The sequence below is a fragment of the Rhodococcus qingshengii JCM 15477 genome (assembly GCF_023221595.1).
GTDB classification, from domain to species: domain Bacteria; phylum Actinomycetota; class Actinomycetes; order Mycobacteriales; family Mycobacteriaceae; genus Rhodococcus_F; species Rhodococcus_F qingshengii.
Genome location: NZ_CP096563.1, coordinates 5,529,273 through 5,544,037 on the forward strand (window position 1 = coordinate 5,529,273; position 14,765 = coordinate 5,544,037).

General features: G+C 63.0%; 18 protein-coding genes. 10 read left to right on the forward strand and 8 right to left on the reverse strand.

What is annotated here, in order from left to right; all coding sequences use genetic code 11:
• Positions 1-141 precede the first annotated feature (141 nt).
• A complete protein-coding gene (locus M0639_RS25390; protein ID WP_007729604.1) occupies positions 142-687 on the forward strand; it encodes a hypothetical protein in 546 nt (181 codons plus the stop codon).
• A gap of 4 nt (positions 688-691) precedes the next feature.
• Here the strand turns inward: M0639_RS25390 and M0639_RS25395 are convergent, their stop codons facing one another.
• The 4 genes from M0639_RS25395 to M0639_RS25410 form a co-directional block, all read right to left on the reverse strand.
• Positions 692-1,429: an SDR family NAD(P)-dependent oxidoreductase gene (locus M0639_RS25395; protein ID WP_030537223.1), complete on the reverse strand. Its 738-nt coding sequence runs from the start codon at positions 1,427-1,429 to the stop codon at positions 692-694.
• Complete coding sequence (locus tag M0639_RS25400) at positions 1,426-2,451, reverse strand: phosphotransferase family protein (RefSeq protein WP_007729609.1); 1,026 nt, start codon at positions 2,449-2,451, stop codon at positions 1,426-1,428. The genes M0639_RS25395 and M0639_RS25400 overlap by 4 nt, the downstream gene beginning before the upstream one ends.
• The gene (locus M0639_RS25405; RefSeq protein ID WP_003940162.1) at positions 2,448-3,659 is read right to left on the reverse strand and encodes an acyl-CoA dehydrogenase family protein; all 1,212 of its coding nucleotides are present in this window, start codon (positions 3,657-3,659) and stop codon (positions 2,448-2,450) included. Before M0639_RS25405 ends, M0639_RS25400 begins: the two co-directional genes overlap by 4 nt.
• A gap of 75 nt (positions 3,660-3,734) precedes the next feature.
• On the reverse strand, positions 3,735-5,513 hold the full coding sequence (locus M0639_RS25410; protein WP_007729612.1) for an ABC transporter ATP-binding protein: 1,779 nt from the start codon (positions 5,511-5,513) through the stop codon (positions 3,735-3,737).
• Positions 5,514-5,608: 95 nt separating this feature from the next.
• Here M0639_RS25410 and M0639_RS25415 point away from each other — a divergent pair, with 95 nt between their 5' ends.
• Positions 5,609-6,196, forward strand: coding sequence for a TetR/AcrR family transcriptional regulator (locus M0639_RS25415; RefSeq protein ID WP_064074316.1), 588 nt, complete (start codon positions 5,609-5,611; stop codon positions 6,194-6,196).
• Here the strand turns inward: M0639_RS25415 and M0639_RS25420 are convergent.
• A complete protein-coding gene (locus M0639_RS25420) occupies positions 6,131-7,666 on the reverse strand; it encodes a helix-turn-helix transcriptional regulator (RefSeq protein ID WP_042923949.1) in 1,536 nt (511 codons plus the stop codon). The two genes, M0639_RS25415 and M0639_RS25420, sit on opposite strands and share 66 nt — an antisense overlap.
• 170 nt (positions 7,667-7,836) lie before the next feature.
• Here M0639_RS25420 and M0639_RS25425 point away from each other — a divergent pair, with 170 nt between their 5' ends.
• The 6 genes from M0639_RS25425 to M0639_RS25450 all read left to right on the forward strand — a co-directional run bounded on the left by M0639_RS25425 (position 7,837) and on the right by M0639_RS25450 (position 11,299).
• Positions 7,837-8,211, forward strand: coding sequence for a PLDc N-terminal domain-containing protein (locus M0639_RS25425; RefSeq protein WP_030537228.1), 375 nt, complete (start codon positions 7,837-7,839; stop codon positions 8,209-8,211).
• Positions 8,208-8,645: a DUF6325 family protein gene (locus M0639_RS25430; protein WP_064074234.1), complete on the forward strand. Its 438-nt coding sequence runs from the start codon at positions 8,208-8,210 to the stop codon at positions 8,643-8,645. The genes M0639_RS25425 and M0639_RS25430 overlap by 4 nt, the downstream gene beginning before the upstream one ends.
• Position 8,646: 1 nt before the next feature.
• On the forward strand, positions 8,647-8,955 hold the full coding sequence (locus M0639_RS25435; RefSeq protein ID WP_064074233.1) for an SHOCT domain-containing protein: 309 nt from the start codon (positions 8,647-8,649) through the stop codon (positions 8,953-8,955).
• Positions 8,956-9,020: 65 nt separating this feature from the next.
• Positions 9,021-9,998, forward strand: a complete 978-nt coding sequence (locus M0639_RS25440) for a DUF1214 domain-containing protein (protein ID WP_064074232.1) — start codon at positions 9,021-9,023, stop codon at positions 9,996-9,998.
• Between the two features lie 27 nt (positions 9,999-10,025).
• Positions 10,026-10,439 carry a phage holin family protein gene (locus tag M0639_RS25445; protein WP_020970904.1) on the forward strand — a complete coding sequence of 138 codons (414 nt, stop codon included), beginning with the start codon at positions 10,026-10,028 and terminating at the stop codon, positions 10,437-10,439.
• A 38-nt stretch (positions 10,440-10,477) separates the two neighbouring features.
• A complete protein-coding gene (locus M0639_RS25450; protein ID WP_064074315.1) occupies positions 10,478-11,299 on the forward strand; it encodes a tyrosine-protein phosphatase in 822 nt (273 codons plus the stop codon).
• Here the strand turns inward: M0639_RS25450 and M0639_RS25455 are convergent.
• Entirely contained in the window at positions 11,286-12,263 is a 978-nt protein-coding gene (locus M0639_RS25455) for a DMT family transporter (protein WP_231915035.1), read from the reverse strand. The genes M0639_RS25450 and M0639_RS25455 overlap by 14 nt on opposite strands.
• Before the next feature lie 34 nt (positions 12,264-12,297).
• On the opposite strand from M0639_RS25455, the gene M0639_RS25460 reads away from it, so the two are divergent.
• Complete coding sequence (locus M0639_RS25460) at positions 12,298-12,876, forward strand: TetR/AcrR family transcriptional regulator (protein ID WP_064074231.1); 579 nt, start codon at positions 12,298-12,300, stop codon at positions 12,874-12,876.
• 23 nt (positions 12,877-12,899) lie between these two features.
• On the opposite strand, the gene M0639_RS25465 is transcribed toward M0639_RS25460, so the two are convergent.
• Positions 12,900-13,526 carry a TetR/AcrR family transcriptional regulator gene (locus M0639_RS25465; protein ID WP_064073912.1) on the reverse strand — a complete coding sequence of 209 codons (627 nt, stop codon included), beginning with the start codon at positions 13,524-13,526 and terminating at the stop codon, positions 12,900-12,902.
• Between the two features lie 89 nt (positions 13,527-13,615).
• On the opposite strand from M0639_RS25465, the gene M0639_RS25470 reads away from it, so the two are divergent.
• On the forward strand, positions 13,616-14,077 hold the full coding sequence (locus tag M0639_RS25470; protein ID WP_003940411.1) for an SRPBCC family protein: 462 nt from the start codon (positions 13,616-13,618) through the stop codon (positions 14,075-14,077).
• Positions 14,078-14,079: 2 nt separating this feature from the next.
• Here M0639_RS25470 and M0639_RS25475 read toward each other — a convergent pair whose 3' ends face one another.
• Positions 14,080-14,727 carry a TetR/AcrR family transcriptional regulator gene (locus M0639_RS25475; RefSeq protein WP_007730038.1) on the reverse strand — a complete coding sequence of 216 codons (648 nt, stop codon included), beginning with the start codon at positions 14,725-14,727 and terminating at the stop codon, positions 14,080-14,082.
• Positions 14,728-14,765 lie beyond the last annotated feature (38 nt).

The following is a 14,765-nucleotide window of genomic DNA, read 5'->3' on the forward strand; positions in this document are numbered from 1 at the left end:
TCGATCCTTCCAGGTTGCGCGGTGCGGCAGGCAGCGGGTGAATTGATTGTCCGCGCCGGCACCGACACCTCGAAGACGCCGCGGGCCTCGTGAATGTGAGATTTACCTGTACTTTGACGTCACATCAGGCAGTATCGAGGGATGGCTCTAGTTTTGCCCGGCAGCTCCACCGTCGTCCGCTCCGTCGGCGACGTGGTGCACTGGTCCCTGTCCACGGTCGCTTTTGCGGTCACCCTGCCCACTCGACTCGAGGCGCTCCTCTTCTCGGTCGAGAGGTTGGTGGCGCGCATCAACCAGATCGCCGACAACGCCGACCGCGTCGTCATCGGAGCCGCCGCCGTGACCGTTCGCGCTGAGACACTGGTCGAGGCCGTCGAGCAGACGTCGGACATCGCGGGACAACTCCTCGAGATCTACGAGCCCATCGCCCTACAGCTCGCGCCGCTGGCCGCCAGGTTCGCCGACGACCTTTCCGAGGCAGAGGTCAGCGCCGCGATCAAGCTGATCGACCAACTACCGGAGCTCACCGACCGGGTGGCCGCGGTGTTGCCCATCCTCGGAACCTTGGACTCCGTCTCGCCCGAGATCCACGAACTCCTCGGAGTGGTCAAGGACCTGCGGCAGGCGATCGTCGGGGTGCCTGGCTTTCACTTCTTTCGCAAGCGGGGCGAAGCCAAGCTGGATTGAAATTTCAGGCGGAGTAGCCGTTGGTCCCGGCCCGCGCCATGACGACCTTCGGAACGACCGCTCGAGACGAGAGCTTGAGCAGACCGTCCACCAACTCCACGATGTCGTCGACCTTGATCATGGTGTCCGGTGTGATCCGATCGTGTGTCCATGCCGACATGTCGGTGTCGACGTAACCGGGAGCGATGGCCGTCGCACTGACGCCGTTTCCGGATTCCTCGGCGTTGAGTGCCTCGACCATCGAAATCAGCGCAGCTTTGGTGGCTCCGTAGACGGCCAGGCCGCTCTCGGCATACACACCGGCCATCGAGGCGAGAGCGATCACCTTCGCTCCGCCGGCAAGGTCCGCGTCCGCCGCTGTACGCAGGAGCGGCAGCGACGCTTGCAATAGCGCGAACGGTGTCCGGAGATTGACGGCAACGGTCTTGTCGAAACGTCGCATCGGGTAATCCGCCACTCGCCCACTGGTTCCCACTCCGGCGTTGAGGACGAGAGCCCTCATGGAGCCGAATCGCTCATTGTGTGTGGCGACGAGTGCTGCGGCGAAGTTCTCGTCCGCCATGTCGCCGGCCGAGACGACGACGTCCGGCGATCCGGCGCGCGTAAGTTCTTCGGCGACCACGGCGAGCCGCTCGGTATCACGCGCCGTGATGGTCAGCCCGTACCCTTGCGAAGCCAAGCGTGTTGCGATGCCGAGCCCGATTCCCTTGGAGGCGCCGGTGACCAGTGCTGATCGAGTCATTCGAATTTCCCTTGCAGTGCGTTGAGTCCGGCCGAGATCAGTTCCGGCACAGAAGATCCAGCCTTGTCGAATCCCCCGCCGACGGTGGCTCCTGCTCGGAATCGGTGATCGATGCCCTGCGCCACGACGGCGAGTTTGAAGAACCCGAGCGCCATGTAGAAGTTCCAATGCGCCAGTTCACGACCCGACACGGACGAATACCGTTGCGCCAGATCGACAACGGACGGTAGCGACGGGCTCGTCCACGCAGCAGGCTCACCCAGAACCAGATCCAGCGCGGGATGCCGATAGACGCACATCATCGCGATGTCCGCCAGCGGATCGCCCAGCGTCGACAGTTCCCAGTCCACCACTGCGGCAACCTTGGTGACGTCGTTCGCCGCGAGAATCGTGTTGTCGATCCGGTAGTCGCCGTGCACGATCGACGAGGCTGATTCCGCCGGAATCAATTCCGCGAGGCTCGACGCCAACCTGTCCACGTCGGCCGAGTCCTCGGTCTTGACGCGTGACCATTGACCGGCCCACAACTTCACCTGGCGGGCTACGTAACCGTCGGGTCTGCCGAGTTCGCCGAGACCCACTGCGGTGTAGTCGACGTCGTGCAGTGCAGCGAGAACACGCACCAACTCGTCGGTGCACTGCGTGACCTGCGCTGCCGGAACAGCTTCCAACTCGGTTTTGGTTCGGATCACTTGACCGGTGACGAACTCGACCACCGTGAACGACGCACCCATCACCGAGGCGTCCTCGCACAGCACGACGGTCGGCGCGACCGGCACGGCAGTGTTCTGCAACGCCGAGGTGATTCGGAACTCACGCGCAACGTCATGCGCCGACGGCGTGAGGCCGGCCGTGGGTGGACGACGCAGAATCCACTTCGAGTTGTCGTCGAAGATTCCGTAGGTGAGATTGGATTTGCCGCCTGAAATCAGTTCGGCTCGCAACTCACCGCTCACCTCGACGCCTGCGGCTTGCAGATACTTGTGGAGCGCCGCGAGATCGAGTCCTGGAAAGTCCGTCACTTCGACTCCTCCCGAGCAGCGCGCTTCGCAGCTCCCACAACACGTTTCGCAATTGCCCAGCGATGAACCTCGGACGGGCCGTCGTAGACGCGGAAGGGACGCACTTCGCGGGACAAGCGTGCCAGCGGCAGATCGCCGGACACGCCCATTCCGCCACACATCTGAATGGAGCGGTCCACGATCCGGAAGATCGCCTCGGCAGCGTAGGTCTTGGCGATGGACGTCGCGTTGCTCGCGTGCCCGCCCTGATCGAGTTCGAAGCAGGCCTGCACCAGAAGTGCGCGGCTGGCTGCGATGTCGATCTCGTTGTCGGCGACCATCTTCTGGATCATTCCGAGATCACCGAGTTTCGAGCCGAAGCCTTCTCGTTCGGCAACCCTGGCCACGGCGACGTCGTGGCCGCGGCGCGCTGCACCGAGCCAGCGCATCACGTGCGTCATGCGGGCGGGACCGAGGCGAACCTGCGCGTAGGCGAAACCTTGATCGACCTCACCGAGAACGGCCTCGTCGGGTACGAAGAGATCCTCGAACGTGACCTCGCAGTGCCCACCGATCATGGCCTTGTCGAGGGTGTCGATGTGTCGACCCACTACCAGGCCGGGAGTGTCCGTCGGCGCCAAGAACATGGTCGCTCCGCCGCGCTGCCCGGGCTCGCCGGACGTGCGCGCCATGATGATGAAGAACCCGGCGCCGTCGGCGCCGGTGATGAACCATTTCTTACCGTTGATCTTCCAGCCACCGGGGACTTTTTCGGCGCGGGTGTTCAAAGCCGAGGGATCGGATCCCGCTCCGGGCGCGGGTTCGGTCATGGCGAATGCCGACCGCATGTCCCCGCTTGCGAGCGGCGCGAGGAACTGCTGCTTCTGTGCTTCGTTCGCCACGTGGGCCAGCATGTGAACGTTGCCCTCGTCCGGCGCCGCGATGTTGAGCGCCGTCGGCCCGAATAGCGAGTAGCCGGCTTCCTCGAAGACCGGCGCGCGATCACTCATGTTGAGTCCGTGGCCGCCGTACTCGATCGGTGCATGCGGGGCGAAGACACCGGCTTCTTTTGCTGCCGACTGCATCTCGATGCGGATGGCATCGCCACCCGCTACAGCGATGTCACCGGCGTGTTCGTCTTCGATGGGGAGCACTACGTTGCGCGTGAAGTCGCGCGTCTTCTCGATCAGCGCCACCACCTCGGGCGCGTACGTCAGATCGATTGCCACCAGCCACCTCCGAAAGAACATCCCGACCGAGCGATCGCTCGGTAACAGCACTCTCGCACATGCCGATGCGCCGGGTCAACAATCTTCGAGCATCGCCTCGCCCTGATCGAGCCGGCCGGCAACCACCATGTCGCGGTACAGATCGTCCTTGTCCATGAGCTCGTCATGGTTGCCGATGTTGCGGATCCGACCGTCTTCCATGACCACGATCCAGTCGGCGTCACGCACCGTCGAGAGCCGGTGAGCGATAGTCACCACGGCCCCGGTGCGCGCACGTTCGTTGATCGCGTCGACAATCGCGGCTTCGGTGAGCGTGTCGACCTGGGCAGTGGCTTCGTCGAGCAGAAGCAAAGCACTCGGCCGCAGAACTGCGCGCGCCATCGCGATCCGCTGACGTTGGCCGCCCGACAGCGAGGTGGCCGTCAGAGCGGTGTCGAGTCCGTTGGGCAGGGCCTCGATCGCGTCGTCGAGCCGGAGCAAGCGCAGAACGGCCTGGACTTCTTCGTCCGTCGCATCGGGATGGCTGAAGACGACGTTCTCCCGAATCGTTCCGGGCACCACCGGTGTCTCCTGCTCCACGTATGCGAGACTCTCGCGCACAGCGCGGTGATCGAGCGCGTCGTAACCGACTCCATGCAGGAGAACCTCACCCGATCGAGGTTCGACAAATCGCAGCACGGTCGAGAGCAAGGTCGTCTTTCCTGCACCCGACGGGCCGACGATGGCCATGTGCCCACGCGTCGGAATGACCAGCGAGACATCGCGCAACGCCGGCTGGTTCGATCCGTGGTAGCTCACGGTGACGTCGCGCAACTCGATCAGCGGCGCGGCAGCGTTGGTTTTCGCGACCACGTCCACGACCTCGTCGTACTGCTCGGTGGGCAACGACTGCATCTCGCGAATCCGGATAGCTGCCGCGATTCCCGACTGAACGGAGGTCACGTTCTGCGCAAGCTCCGACACCGGCCCCATCAGGGTGAAGGCGTAGAGCAGAAACGCGATGAGCGTCGAGACTGCCATTTCGCCGTCGGCGACTCGCCAGGCACCGAAGCCCAGGATGGCAATGATCGATCCTTGAATGGCGGTCCACGCGACAGTCCACGCGGTTGCCGACACTCGCACCGCCGTGATCGCATGCTTTTTCGCATCGGACGCATTGTTCGTCACCAGAGCCCCGACGCGATCCTCGGCGAGGGAAACCTTGACCGTCCGGATCGCACGCAGGCCACCCTCGAGTACGCCGCCGAGCTGACCGAGCGATTCCTGGGTTCGCGCTTCGGCTGCGGAAATCCGAGGCATCAGAACGGCAAAGAGTATGGAGGCGAACACGATTGCCACCATGGTGACGCCCAACAACGGCAGATCCAGTACGCCCATCAGAACAATCGTTCCGATGGTCAACGCGGCTGCGTTCAGAATATTCACCGCGGCCGACGACGCAGCCTCACGCAGCAGCAAGGTGTCAGACGTGACCCGGGTGACCAATTCACCCACGGATCGCGATTGCAGCGAAGGTACGGTCGCCGCCAGGAATCGCTTCACCAGCGACGACCTGGCGTCGAAGACAACCTTCTCGGCGGCGGTTCCGAGAACGATCCACTGAGCACAACCGAGCACGGCACCGACGATCAGAAGGACGACGAGCGTGAGGATAGGTCCTTTCAGCGACGCACCGGTATCGAGGGTGTCGAGAACCCACTTGGTGACCATGGGCGTTGCCAGCGTCGCCGCGGAGCCGCACAGCGCCAGTACCAATCCGAGAAGGAGCGACGGCAGATGCGGTCGAGCGAACTCCGAGAGGACGCGGAGATTGCTCCATTTCGGTGCGGGCTGAGAAGCGTCGGATTCAAGCATGAATTTATGGAACACGAATGTTCCATAAAGGGCAAGAGAAATTCCGATTCGGAAACACTGGATACCGAAACCGGACACGGCTACGCTTCGGATTCGTGACAACGATCCACAGCGCACCAGAACAAAGCGCGACCCGCGAGCGCACACGGAAGGCCATCCTCGATGCTGCCGTTTCGGTGTTCGCATCCAAGCCTGCTGCGACCCTCAGCGAGATCGCTTCGGCCGCAAAGGTCGGCCGGACCACTTTGCACCGCTACTTTCCCGAACGGTCAGACCTGGTCGACGCAGTCGCGGCCGAGGCCACCCGCGCCGTCGGAGAGGCAGCAGCAGCAGCTCGACTCGGCGAGGGTACCGGAGCCGATGCACTGGTTCGCCTGTGCCATGAATACTTCGAACTGGCCGACCTCTTGACGGTCCTGTTCTTCACTCCCGGTGTGTATCAAGAAGATTCGTTTGCCGAGTCCGCGTCGAACGACGACTCAGTCACCGATGCCATCGAGCGCGGACACTCCGACGGTTCCATCGACCCCGACATGGGTTCGGACTGGGTGCAGAACCTGCTGTGGTCGCTGCTCTACACGTCGATGGACTACGTGAACCGCGGTTCCGGGACGCGACTACAAGCCTTGGATCTGACGGTTCGCAGCCTCCGCCGCGGAATCGCCCCCGATCCCGCGGTCTAGGTTGTCGGCTGCTTGAACAGCGGCACGCCGTTTGGTCACGCCTAGTTTGCGGTAGATCGAGCGAATGTGAGTCTTCACAGTGGGATAGGCGATGCCGAGGTGCGCAGCGATCTCGTCTGCAGTCATCGTAGTTCGCAGAAAAGTGAGGATCTCTTTCTCACGTTCCGTCAGGACTCCGGCGAGCTTGGCAGAGAGCTGGCCCCGTTTTTCCAGAATCGTGCGTAGGAGCTCCTGGTGTCTCGACCCCTGTGTTGCGTGCGCGTTCAACAGATCGACGATTACCGGATCGCCGCTCAGAAATGGGGCGAGAATCCGCTCGGGGATTGCTTCCGCCAGCGCACGATCCAACTGCTCGTGCGCCTGCGGTCCACGCCCGGCGACGGAGCTCAGGGCGGCAGACGTGACAAGGGTGCTCACCAGCGCATATCGCGGCAGCGCGGCCGAGGTTGCCAAGCGAAGCGCTTGAGCCGACGGTTCCGGATCCCCCATGACTCGGTAGAGCTCCGCGAGAAGCGCGTGAGCGACCGCAGCACCTGTTCTGGTCAGCGTGGGCATTGCGATGCGGCGAGCTTGCTCGTCCTGTCCTTGAGCGTGGGCGAGCCAGGCCGTGGTGACGCGCCGCAGCGTATCCCAAGGAATGCCGTGCTTGTCCGCAGTGCTCACGCCTCGCAGCAGACGAGCGGCGTTGTGGTACCGGTCTTCCCGGTTCAGAGCGATCAGGCTCATTACCAGGTACAGACGGGCGAGCGCCTCGAAGTTGGTTCCGGGACTGCCCTCCTCGATGATCGAGTCGAACTGAGCGATCGCCTCCTCGAAGTCACCACGCCAGTAGGCGATGCACCCTCGATTCGACTGTGGGAGACCGCCTTCGAAGCGTTCCCAGTCGGACGCCACCTCTCGAGCAGGAAGGCCGTCGAGGATCTGTTCGGCTTCGGTGAATATCCCTGCGTGGGTGAGCGCGAAAGCCAAATTGGATTGTGCGAGACGCAACGTCTCCGTACGCGACTGCAACTGCGCCTCGTCGCCGGCCGAGCGAAGTAGCGCGATGGCACGAGGAAGGTCACGACGAAGCCTGATCTCGGTCCACCCGAGGAGGAAGAGCGCGGACGGGTAATCATCCTCGGGCTCACACTGGGCGAGCGCGTGGCGAGCGCGATCGGCGATGACGGCCTTGGTCGAGGTGTCCGGAGCGAGCAGCAGGTCGGTGAAGCAGACGACAAAATCGTCGGACGCCACCCGCAGACCCTGCCCGCGGAGAAACTCAGCGCCGTACGGATCACCGCTGAGATCGCGGCAGCACGCCCGTATCAGCAGGATGTGCGGATCGTGGGGATCGGGATGAGCAAGGCAGAGCTGCTCGAGTTCCCTGGTGTGAGATTCGAGAATCAAACGAAGCCAGTTTTTCCGCAGGACTCGTCGAGCCTGCTCCGCCTCACCAGAGGCGAGTGCGTCACGCACGGCTTCGATCATGTGTCGAAGATACTCGAGACGTTCGATGTCCGTGGAAATCCGGTCTCATCCGCTTCGGATGAGACCGCGATCGAAGCCTGCGGAAACCAGTGAGAATTGCCGGAATCAACCGAAATGCGCTAGTCGGCGGAATCCCGGTGCGCAGGCCTGACACGAAACGGATAAGACACATGAGCTTCTGGGAAAGCCTCGGCTGGATGCTGTGGGCAACCGTCTTCATCGGATATCTCTTCGCGCTGTTCGCGATCATCGCCGACCTGTTCCGCGACCACAAGCTCAGCGGTTGGTTGAAGGCCGTCTGGGTGTTCTTCCTACTCTTCCTGCCCATCCTCACCGCGCTCGTCTATCTCGTCGCCCGCGGCGAAGGGATGACGGAACGCAGCAACAAGGCCGCACGCGACGCCGAGAAGGCCGCCGAATCGTATATCCGCGAGGTCGCGGGGAAGAGCCCCAGCGAGGAGATCGCCGCAGCCGCAGCACTGCTCGAAGCCGGAGCGATCAGCGAGGACGAGTTCGCCGCACTCAAGCTGAAGGTCCTCTCGTGAGTGCCGCGCGTTTCGGCCCCGTCGACTTCTACCTTCTCGGCCTGCCTGGGCAGAGCCTCGACCCGGCCGCGCTCTCCGCACTGACCGACCTTACGGATACCGGCCTGGTGCGGCTACTCGATCTGATCGTCATCTCCAAGTCCGAGGACGATGAACTCACTCTCATCGAAGTCGAGGAGTTGCCGAACGGCTTCGAGATCAACGTCGAGATGCTCGGCGCGTCCGGTCTGCTCGGGCATGAGGACATCACCGAACTCGCGGCAGCCATTCCCACCGGTGCCACAGCGCTGCTGGTCGCGCTCGAGCTGGTCTATCAGCGCGAACTCGCCGCCCGCACCGCTGCGTCAGGCGCGGTGCTACTGGGTTACGAGCGGATACCCGCACCCGTCGTCAATGCCCTCATGGACACGATCGTCCCGAAATTGGAGGTCTGACATGCCGTACATCCCGAGACGAGGCCGCCCCGGACTGCTGGGCCTCGCCGCCCGCACCGCGGTCGTCACCGGTACCGCGACCGCCGTCAGCGACGGTATGGCCACCCGCCGGCAAAGGAGAGCTCAGGCCGACTACGAGCAGGCGCAGTACGAATTCGCCCAGCAGCATGCCGCACTCCCGATGCCCACACCCGCACCCGCGGCCTCGGTCGATCTCGTCGCCGAGTTGCAGAAACTCGGCGACCTCAAATCACAAGGCCTGCTGAGCGACGCCGAGTTCCAAGCCGCGAAAGCGCGACTGCTCGGCTGATTCACCCCGACGGGCCATGGATTACCGCGCCCGCTTCCGTACCCCGACACCGATTGGAACCCACTATGTCCACGATCGCCGTCAACGTCCTGAACTTCAATCGGGCAGAGTCCGATCTCATGTTCGCTCGCCTGGCCGCGGGCGTCGGCCTGGGCACGTGGAACCACACTCGTGATCTCGGGTCACTCGACAACCAGCCGATCATCCGCCAGAACCGCGACACTCTGTACAGCAGCGCGATCATCGACGTGCGCGAGAACGTCACCATCACGGTGCCCGATACCGGCGAGCGCTACATCTCCGTGTGGGTGGTCAGTCAAGATCACTTCGGTCCCGTCATCCTGCGCGACCCGGGAGAGCACCTGCTCACGCGTGAATTGGTCGGGACCGACTACGCCGCACTGATCGTGCGCATCCTCGTCGATCCGAACAGCCCCGAAGACGTCGCCGAGGTGAACCGGTTGCAAGACGCCCTCAACATCGACGGCGGCGGAACGGGAGAGTTCCCGTTGCCCGACTACGACGAGCAATCGCAGACCGAGACCCGCGACGCACTCCTCGCACTCGCGCGCGGCATCACCACGTACGACCATTCATTCGGTACCGCTGCGGAAGTCGACCCGATCAGGCACCTGCTCGGTACCGCATCCGGCTGGGGTGGCCTTCCCGAGTACGAGGCCACCTACGTCAACTTCGACGAACGTCTCCCGGTCGGGGAATACCGTCTCCGCCTGAACGATGTTCCCGTGGATGCGTTCTGGTCGGTCTCGCTGTACAACGCGGCCGGATACTTCGAAGAGAACGCCCTGGGCGTCAACAGCATCAACAGCCTCACGGCCACCCCAGACTCCGACGGCAGCACCACCATCCGCTTCGGGGTCCATCTCGACGGCGTCGCGAACGCACTGCCCATCATGCCCAGGTGGAACTACGTACTGCGCCTGTACCGCCCCCGTCCCTCCGTGCTCGACGGCACCTGGACGGCGCCTCGTCCCGAAGCCCTGCAGCAAAGCGTTCCCCACGCACACACCACTCTCGGGTGACTCGACCTGATCACGGAGGTACAAGCCATGCGTCTGTTATTTCAGCTCATTTCGCAATGTGTTCTCGGCGCGATAGCGCTGATCGTCGTGCATTTTGCTCTTCCCGGGGTCAGCCTGAGCGTGAACGGCTTCTTGGCCGCTATCGGTGTATTCACCCTCGCACACATGATTCTCGGCCCATTCGTGCTCAGCGTGGCACTGCACTACGCAGCTCCGCTCGCGGGTGGTGTCGGCTTGGTCGCCACACTGCTCGCGCTCTGGGTTGCGACCCTGGTCCCCGACGGTATCGAGATCAGCGGCGTCGGGTCCTGGATCCTCGCCCCGATCATCGTGTGGGTGATCACGGCATTGGGAGGGTGGATCTTCATGGCTCTCGTCATCGACAAGTGGATAAAGAGACGCAATGCCGAAAAGCTCGTGCGCAGTGTGCAGAAGGCATGAATGATCAGTTCGGAAACGGAACCCACAAGGAGTCAGCCATGCCAACTCACCCGCTCGATCGCCGCGTTCTCCTGAAGACCGCTCCGAACTTCCGGGACCTCGGTGGCATTCCTGTTGCGGACGGCACCGTCCGCGCGGGCGCGCTCTATCGTTCGGCGACACTGGCGAAACTCGACGGCGACGACCTTGCCGCGGTCGCCGACTTGGACGTGCGGACGGTATACGACCTGAGGACCGCCGCCGAGCGCGACGGCGCACTCGACAATCTCCCTGACTCGACGCGCACAGTCTGGCTCGACGTACTTGCCGACAATGCCCAAAACGCCGCGGCCACTGGACTACTCATGACGGACCCGGTCGCATACGCCGAGACCATCAGCGACGGACGTGGGATCGCACAGATGGAGGAAGCCAACCGCAACTTCGTCAGCCTGCCGTCCGCTCTCGACGCCTATCGCACGCTCTACCTCGACCTCATCGACGAAAAACGCTCCGGGGCAGCACTTTTCCACTGCACCACCGGCAAGGATCGAACTGGGTGGGCCGCGACCTCTTTCCTACTCCTCCTCGGGGCCGACGAAGCCGATGTACGCGCCGACTACCTGGAGACGAACACCGATCTGGCTCCCATGACAGAACCGATCCTCGACTTCGCCGCGAGCAAAGGCGTTGACGCAGAAGTGCTACGACCCCTCCTCGGAGTCCGTGACAGCTATTTCGACGCAGCTCTCGACGAAATGCGCACGCACTTCGGCACCGTCGAGGACTACGCAATCAACGGACTGAAGCTCACCGCAGAGCAACTCACCGCGCTCCGCGAGCGGTTCACATCCAGGTCGGGAGTCATCAGCGCGAAGTGATCGGAGCCCTTACCGAACAGGCATTTTCGCCCTCTCCCCGCTTTTTCTGGTGATTGTCCGCCCGGGTGACCACGACGACGGCGAGGATCCCCACCGCCAAGCCGAGCGCGGTGAACGCAGTGAACGATTCTCCGAACATCAACGCGCCCCAGACCGCGGTGACGGGGGCGATCAAGAACATCAAGGTGTTGACGGACGTGATGCCGATGCGACGGAGCAGTAACCAGTACAGCCCGTAACCACCGAACGTGGACAGCACGACTAACCAGAGCAATGCGATCCAGAATGTGTTGACGCTTGGTGGTACGGCGACACCTGAGGCCACCGCCAGTGTCGTGAAAACTATTGCGCTGGTAGAGCAGTGGATGGCCAGAGCCTGCAGAGGTGGCGTGGACGTGTGAGCGCGTTGTTGGACGAAGGTGGATGCAACCAGGCTGAGCATCCCCAGGAACGGGATCGCGTATGCCCACCACGGAGCAGATGCACCGGCCCCGGCATCGGCTGCCGTGACCATCGCGACGCCGCCCAGTCCGATCGCCAGCCCGATCCACAGCATACGCGGGACTGCGACCCCGAGGACCGGACCGAGCAGAGCCGCCGCGACCAGCGGCTGAATACCGTCGATCAGTGCGGTGGTTCCGGTGTTCACACCGAGATCGACTGCCCAGTACACAGACAACAGGTAGCCGCTCTGAGAGAGCATCCCGATCACCACCTGCCTGCCGAGAGTCCGCGGAGTCGGCACCATGTTCCGGCGCCGGGCGGACAGCCAGACAATCGGGACGAGTACCGCCACGAGCGGAAGGAACCGCCACATCAGCAACGTAGGGATCTCGGCACTGTCGGCCCCGAGTTTGGCTCCGATGAAACCCGAACTCCAGCACGCGACGAACAGGACCGACAAGGTAGCCGTCACGGCAGATCTCGAGGTCACGATCCGAGGTATACCGATCTGTTTACTCATGAGCCCGACTATACAGATCGGTATACTTTTGTCCATGGCAGAGGAATCCACACCCGAATTGACTCCGAAAGCGCGTCGCATTCTGGAGTCTGCGTCGAAGCTGTTCTACGAAAAGGGGATTCATGCCGTAGGCGTGGATACCGTCGCACTGGACGCCGGGGTCACGAAGAAGACTTTGTACGAACGGTTCGGCTCGAAAGACGGTCTCGTCGTTGAATACCTGAGGGCTCGAGATCGGCGGTGGCGAATCTTTCGCGACGAGAAGCTCGCATCAGCCGGAGCTAGCCGCGCCGAACAGTTGAGTGCGGTATTCGACGCTTCCGCCTCCTGGTCCAAGGCGAGCGGAGGCAAGGGGTGCAGCATGATCAACGCGCACGCCGAGTTCAGCGATCACTCACATCCGGTGTTTGCCGTCATCGCCGAACAGAAGCAGGAAATGTTGGACGTCTTTCGGCGCATTCTGGCGACGGACGGACTAGCCGACGAACGTCTCGTCGAGGCAATCATGCTGCTTCACGAAGGTGCCCTCGTCGCAGACGGGATCGGTATCGGCACCGACCCCTTCGATGCCGGCCGGAACGCAGCGCTCGAATTGTTGAAAAATTCAGACTGATTCGCGCAGTTGCCCCCCCACAGTCACTCCCCCACCCGCTTCGCCCCCACCATCCGACGCGCTATCTCCAAATACCTCTCCACCAACTCGTCCGGAGACAACTCACCGTCCGGTCGGTACCAGACCGCGACGGCGACGCACATCGTCACCACGGCTCGGCTGGCGTCCTCGGGATGGTCGGCCTCGAACACTCCCGAAGCGACGCCGTCGAGGACGATCCGGTCCACCTGCTTCTGCTGTTCGTCGCGCTGGGCGATGTAACCAGCCCGGCTGTCGGGCTCCATGCTGCGGATCTCCGAGGAGGCGACGAACGACTGCTCGCGTCGAAACATGTGGAACCGCAACAGAGATTCGATCACCGCGTCGAAGCGATCGGAGGGATCGTTCCCGGCATCGAGTTCGGCGGCGCGGCTTCGCTCCAACAACTCCGTCATCACAACGGTCGCCAGACCGATCAGCAGAGCTTGCTTGGACGGGTAGTGGTGGTAGAGCCCCGGCACCGACAGCCCGGACCGCGACGCGACGTCACGGATCGAAGTCCCGTGATAGCCCTGCTCGACGAACGCCTCCAACGCCGCAGCGAGCGGTTTCGGTAGTCCCAGGTCTTCGTAATCGCGCCAGGACCCGCGTACCGGAAGCTCGTTCGTCATACCGATACCGTAGATCGCTCTTGCGCCGCCGCCGAACACGTCGGAGCCATTGGTTAGAGTCGGTGTTCACCGAAAGACAGGGACCAGTCATGATCCATGTTCGCCACACCGCGGTTGCTGCCGTGCCGGTTGATGTCGCCTTCGACTACATCGACAACTACCGCAATGTCCCGACGTGGATGTTCGGTGTTTCCGAGTTCACCCCGTTCGGAGAGTTCGATCAGGGACTCGGCGCCACGTTCGACGCGGCCATGCAGATCGGGCCGAGCACGTTGCGCTCCAAACTCGAGGTCACCGAGTGGGAGAAGAATCGGATCATCAAGCTGTCCTCGCTCGGCGGTGTATCCAACTCGTCCACGTGGGAGTTCGCCGCGATCGACGATTCCAAGACCGAGCTTTCCGTCGACTTCGCCTACAAACTGCCCGGCGGCATTGCCGGCAAGGCACTCGGCCGATTGATCGGGCCGTTCGTCGAAAACGCTGTCAAGAACAGCGAGGAAACACTGCGCCACAGCCTCGAGGAGCAGTTCGCGGCCCGCGGCGAAGGCTGAAACTACCCGCGGTCGCCTTCGAGTCCCAGCGCGTTGGCCCACACCTGAGTAGCCGTCTTGACGACGTCCTCGAACGGGACGGGGTTGCCGTCGGCGCCAGGTTCCTCGGAGACGAATGAACTGTAGGCAAGACGGCTCACCATCGCCGACAGTGCTCGGGAAGCCAACAGCGGGTCCAACGAGGCATCTGCCTTGCCAGCCGCTTGCAAGCGTTCGATGGCTCGGGCATTACGAGAAATGAAGGTCTCGGCTCGGTCCCGACGCAGTTTCGCGAAGGCCGGATCGATGTGCGATACCTGCTCGAGCAGACCCATCAGTTTGGCGTTGCGGCGAAAAGCCGTCAGGTAGGCACGGTTGCTCGATTCGAGGACCGCATACGGATTGTCGACGTCGCGGACCCGTCCCATGCCGGGGTGCAGCATGTCTTCCTGCGCGACGTCGAGAACTGCGGCGAAGATCTGCTCTTTGTTGTCGAAGTAGGTGTAGAACGTGCCGGTGGAGCAGTTCGCTTCCTTGGTGATGTCCGTGAGACGGGCGTCGAGATACCCTGCGCGCTCGAACACCGTTCGAGCCGCTGCGACCAGAGAAGCCCTGGTCCGGACGCCGCGGGCAGTCACCGGCAGGTCACGCAGAAGCTCCGTCGCAGCCATGGATGGTGGCGGACGGTCTTCCCAGTTCTCCTGAGGTT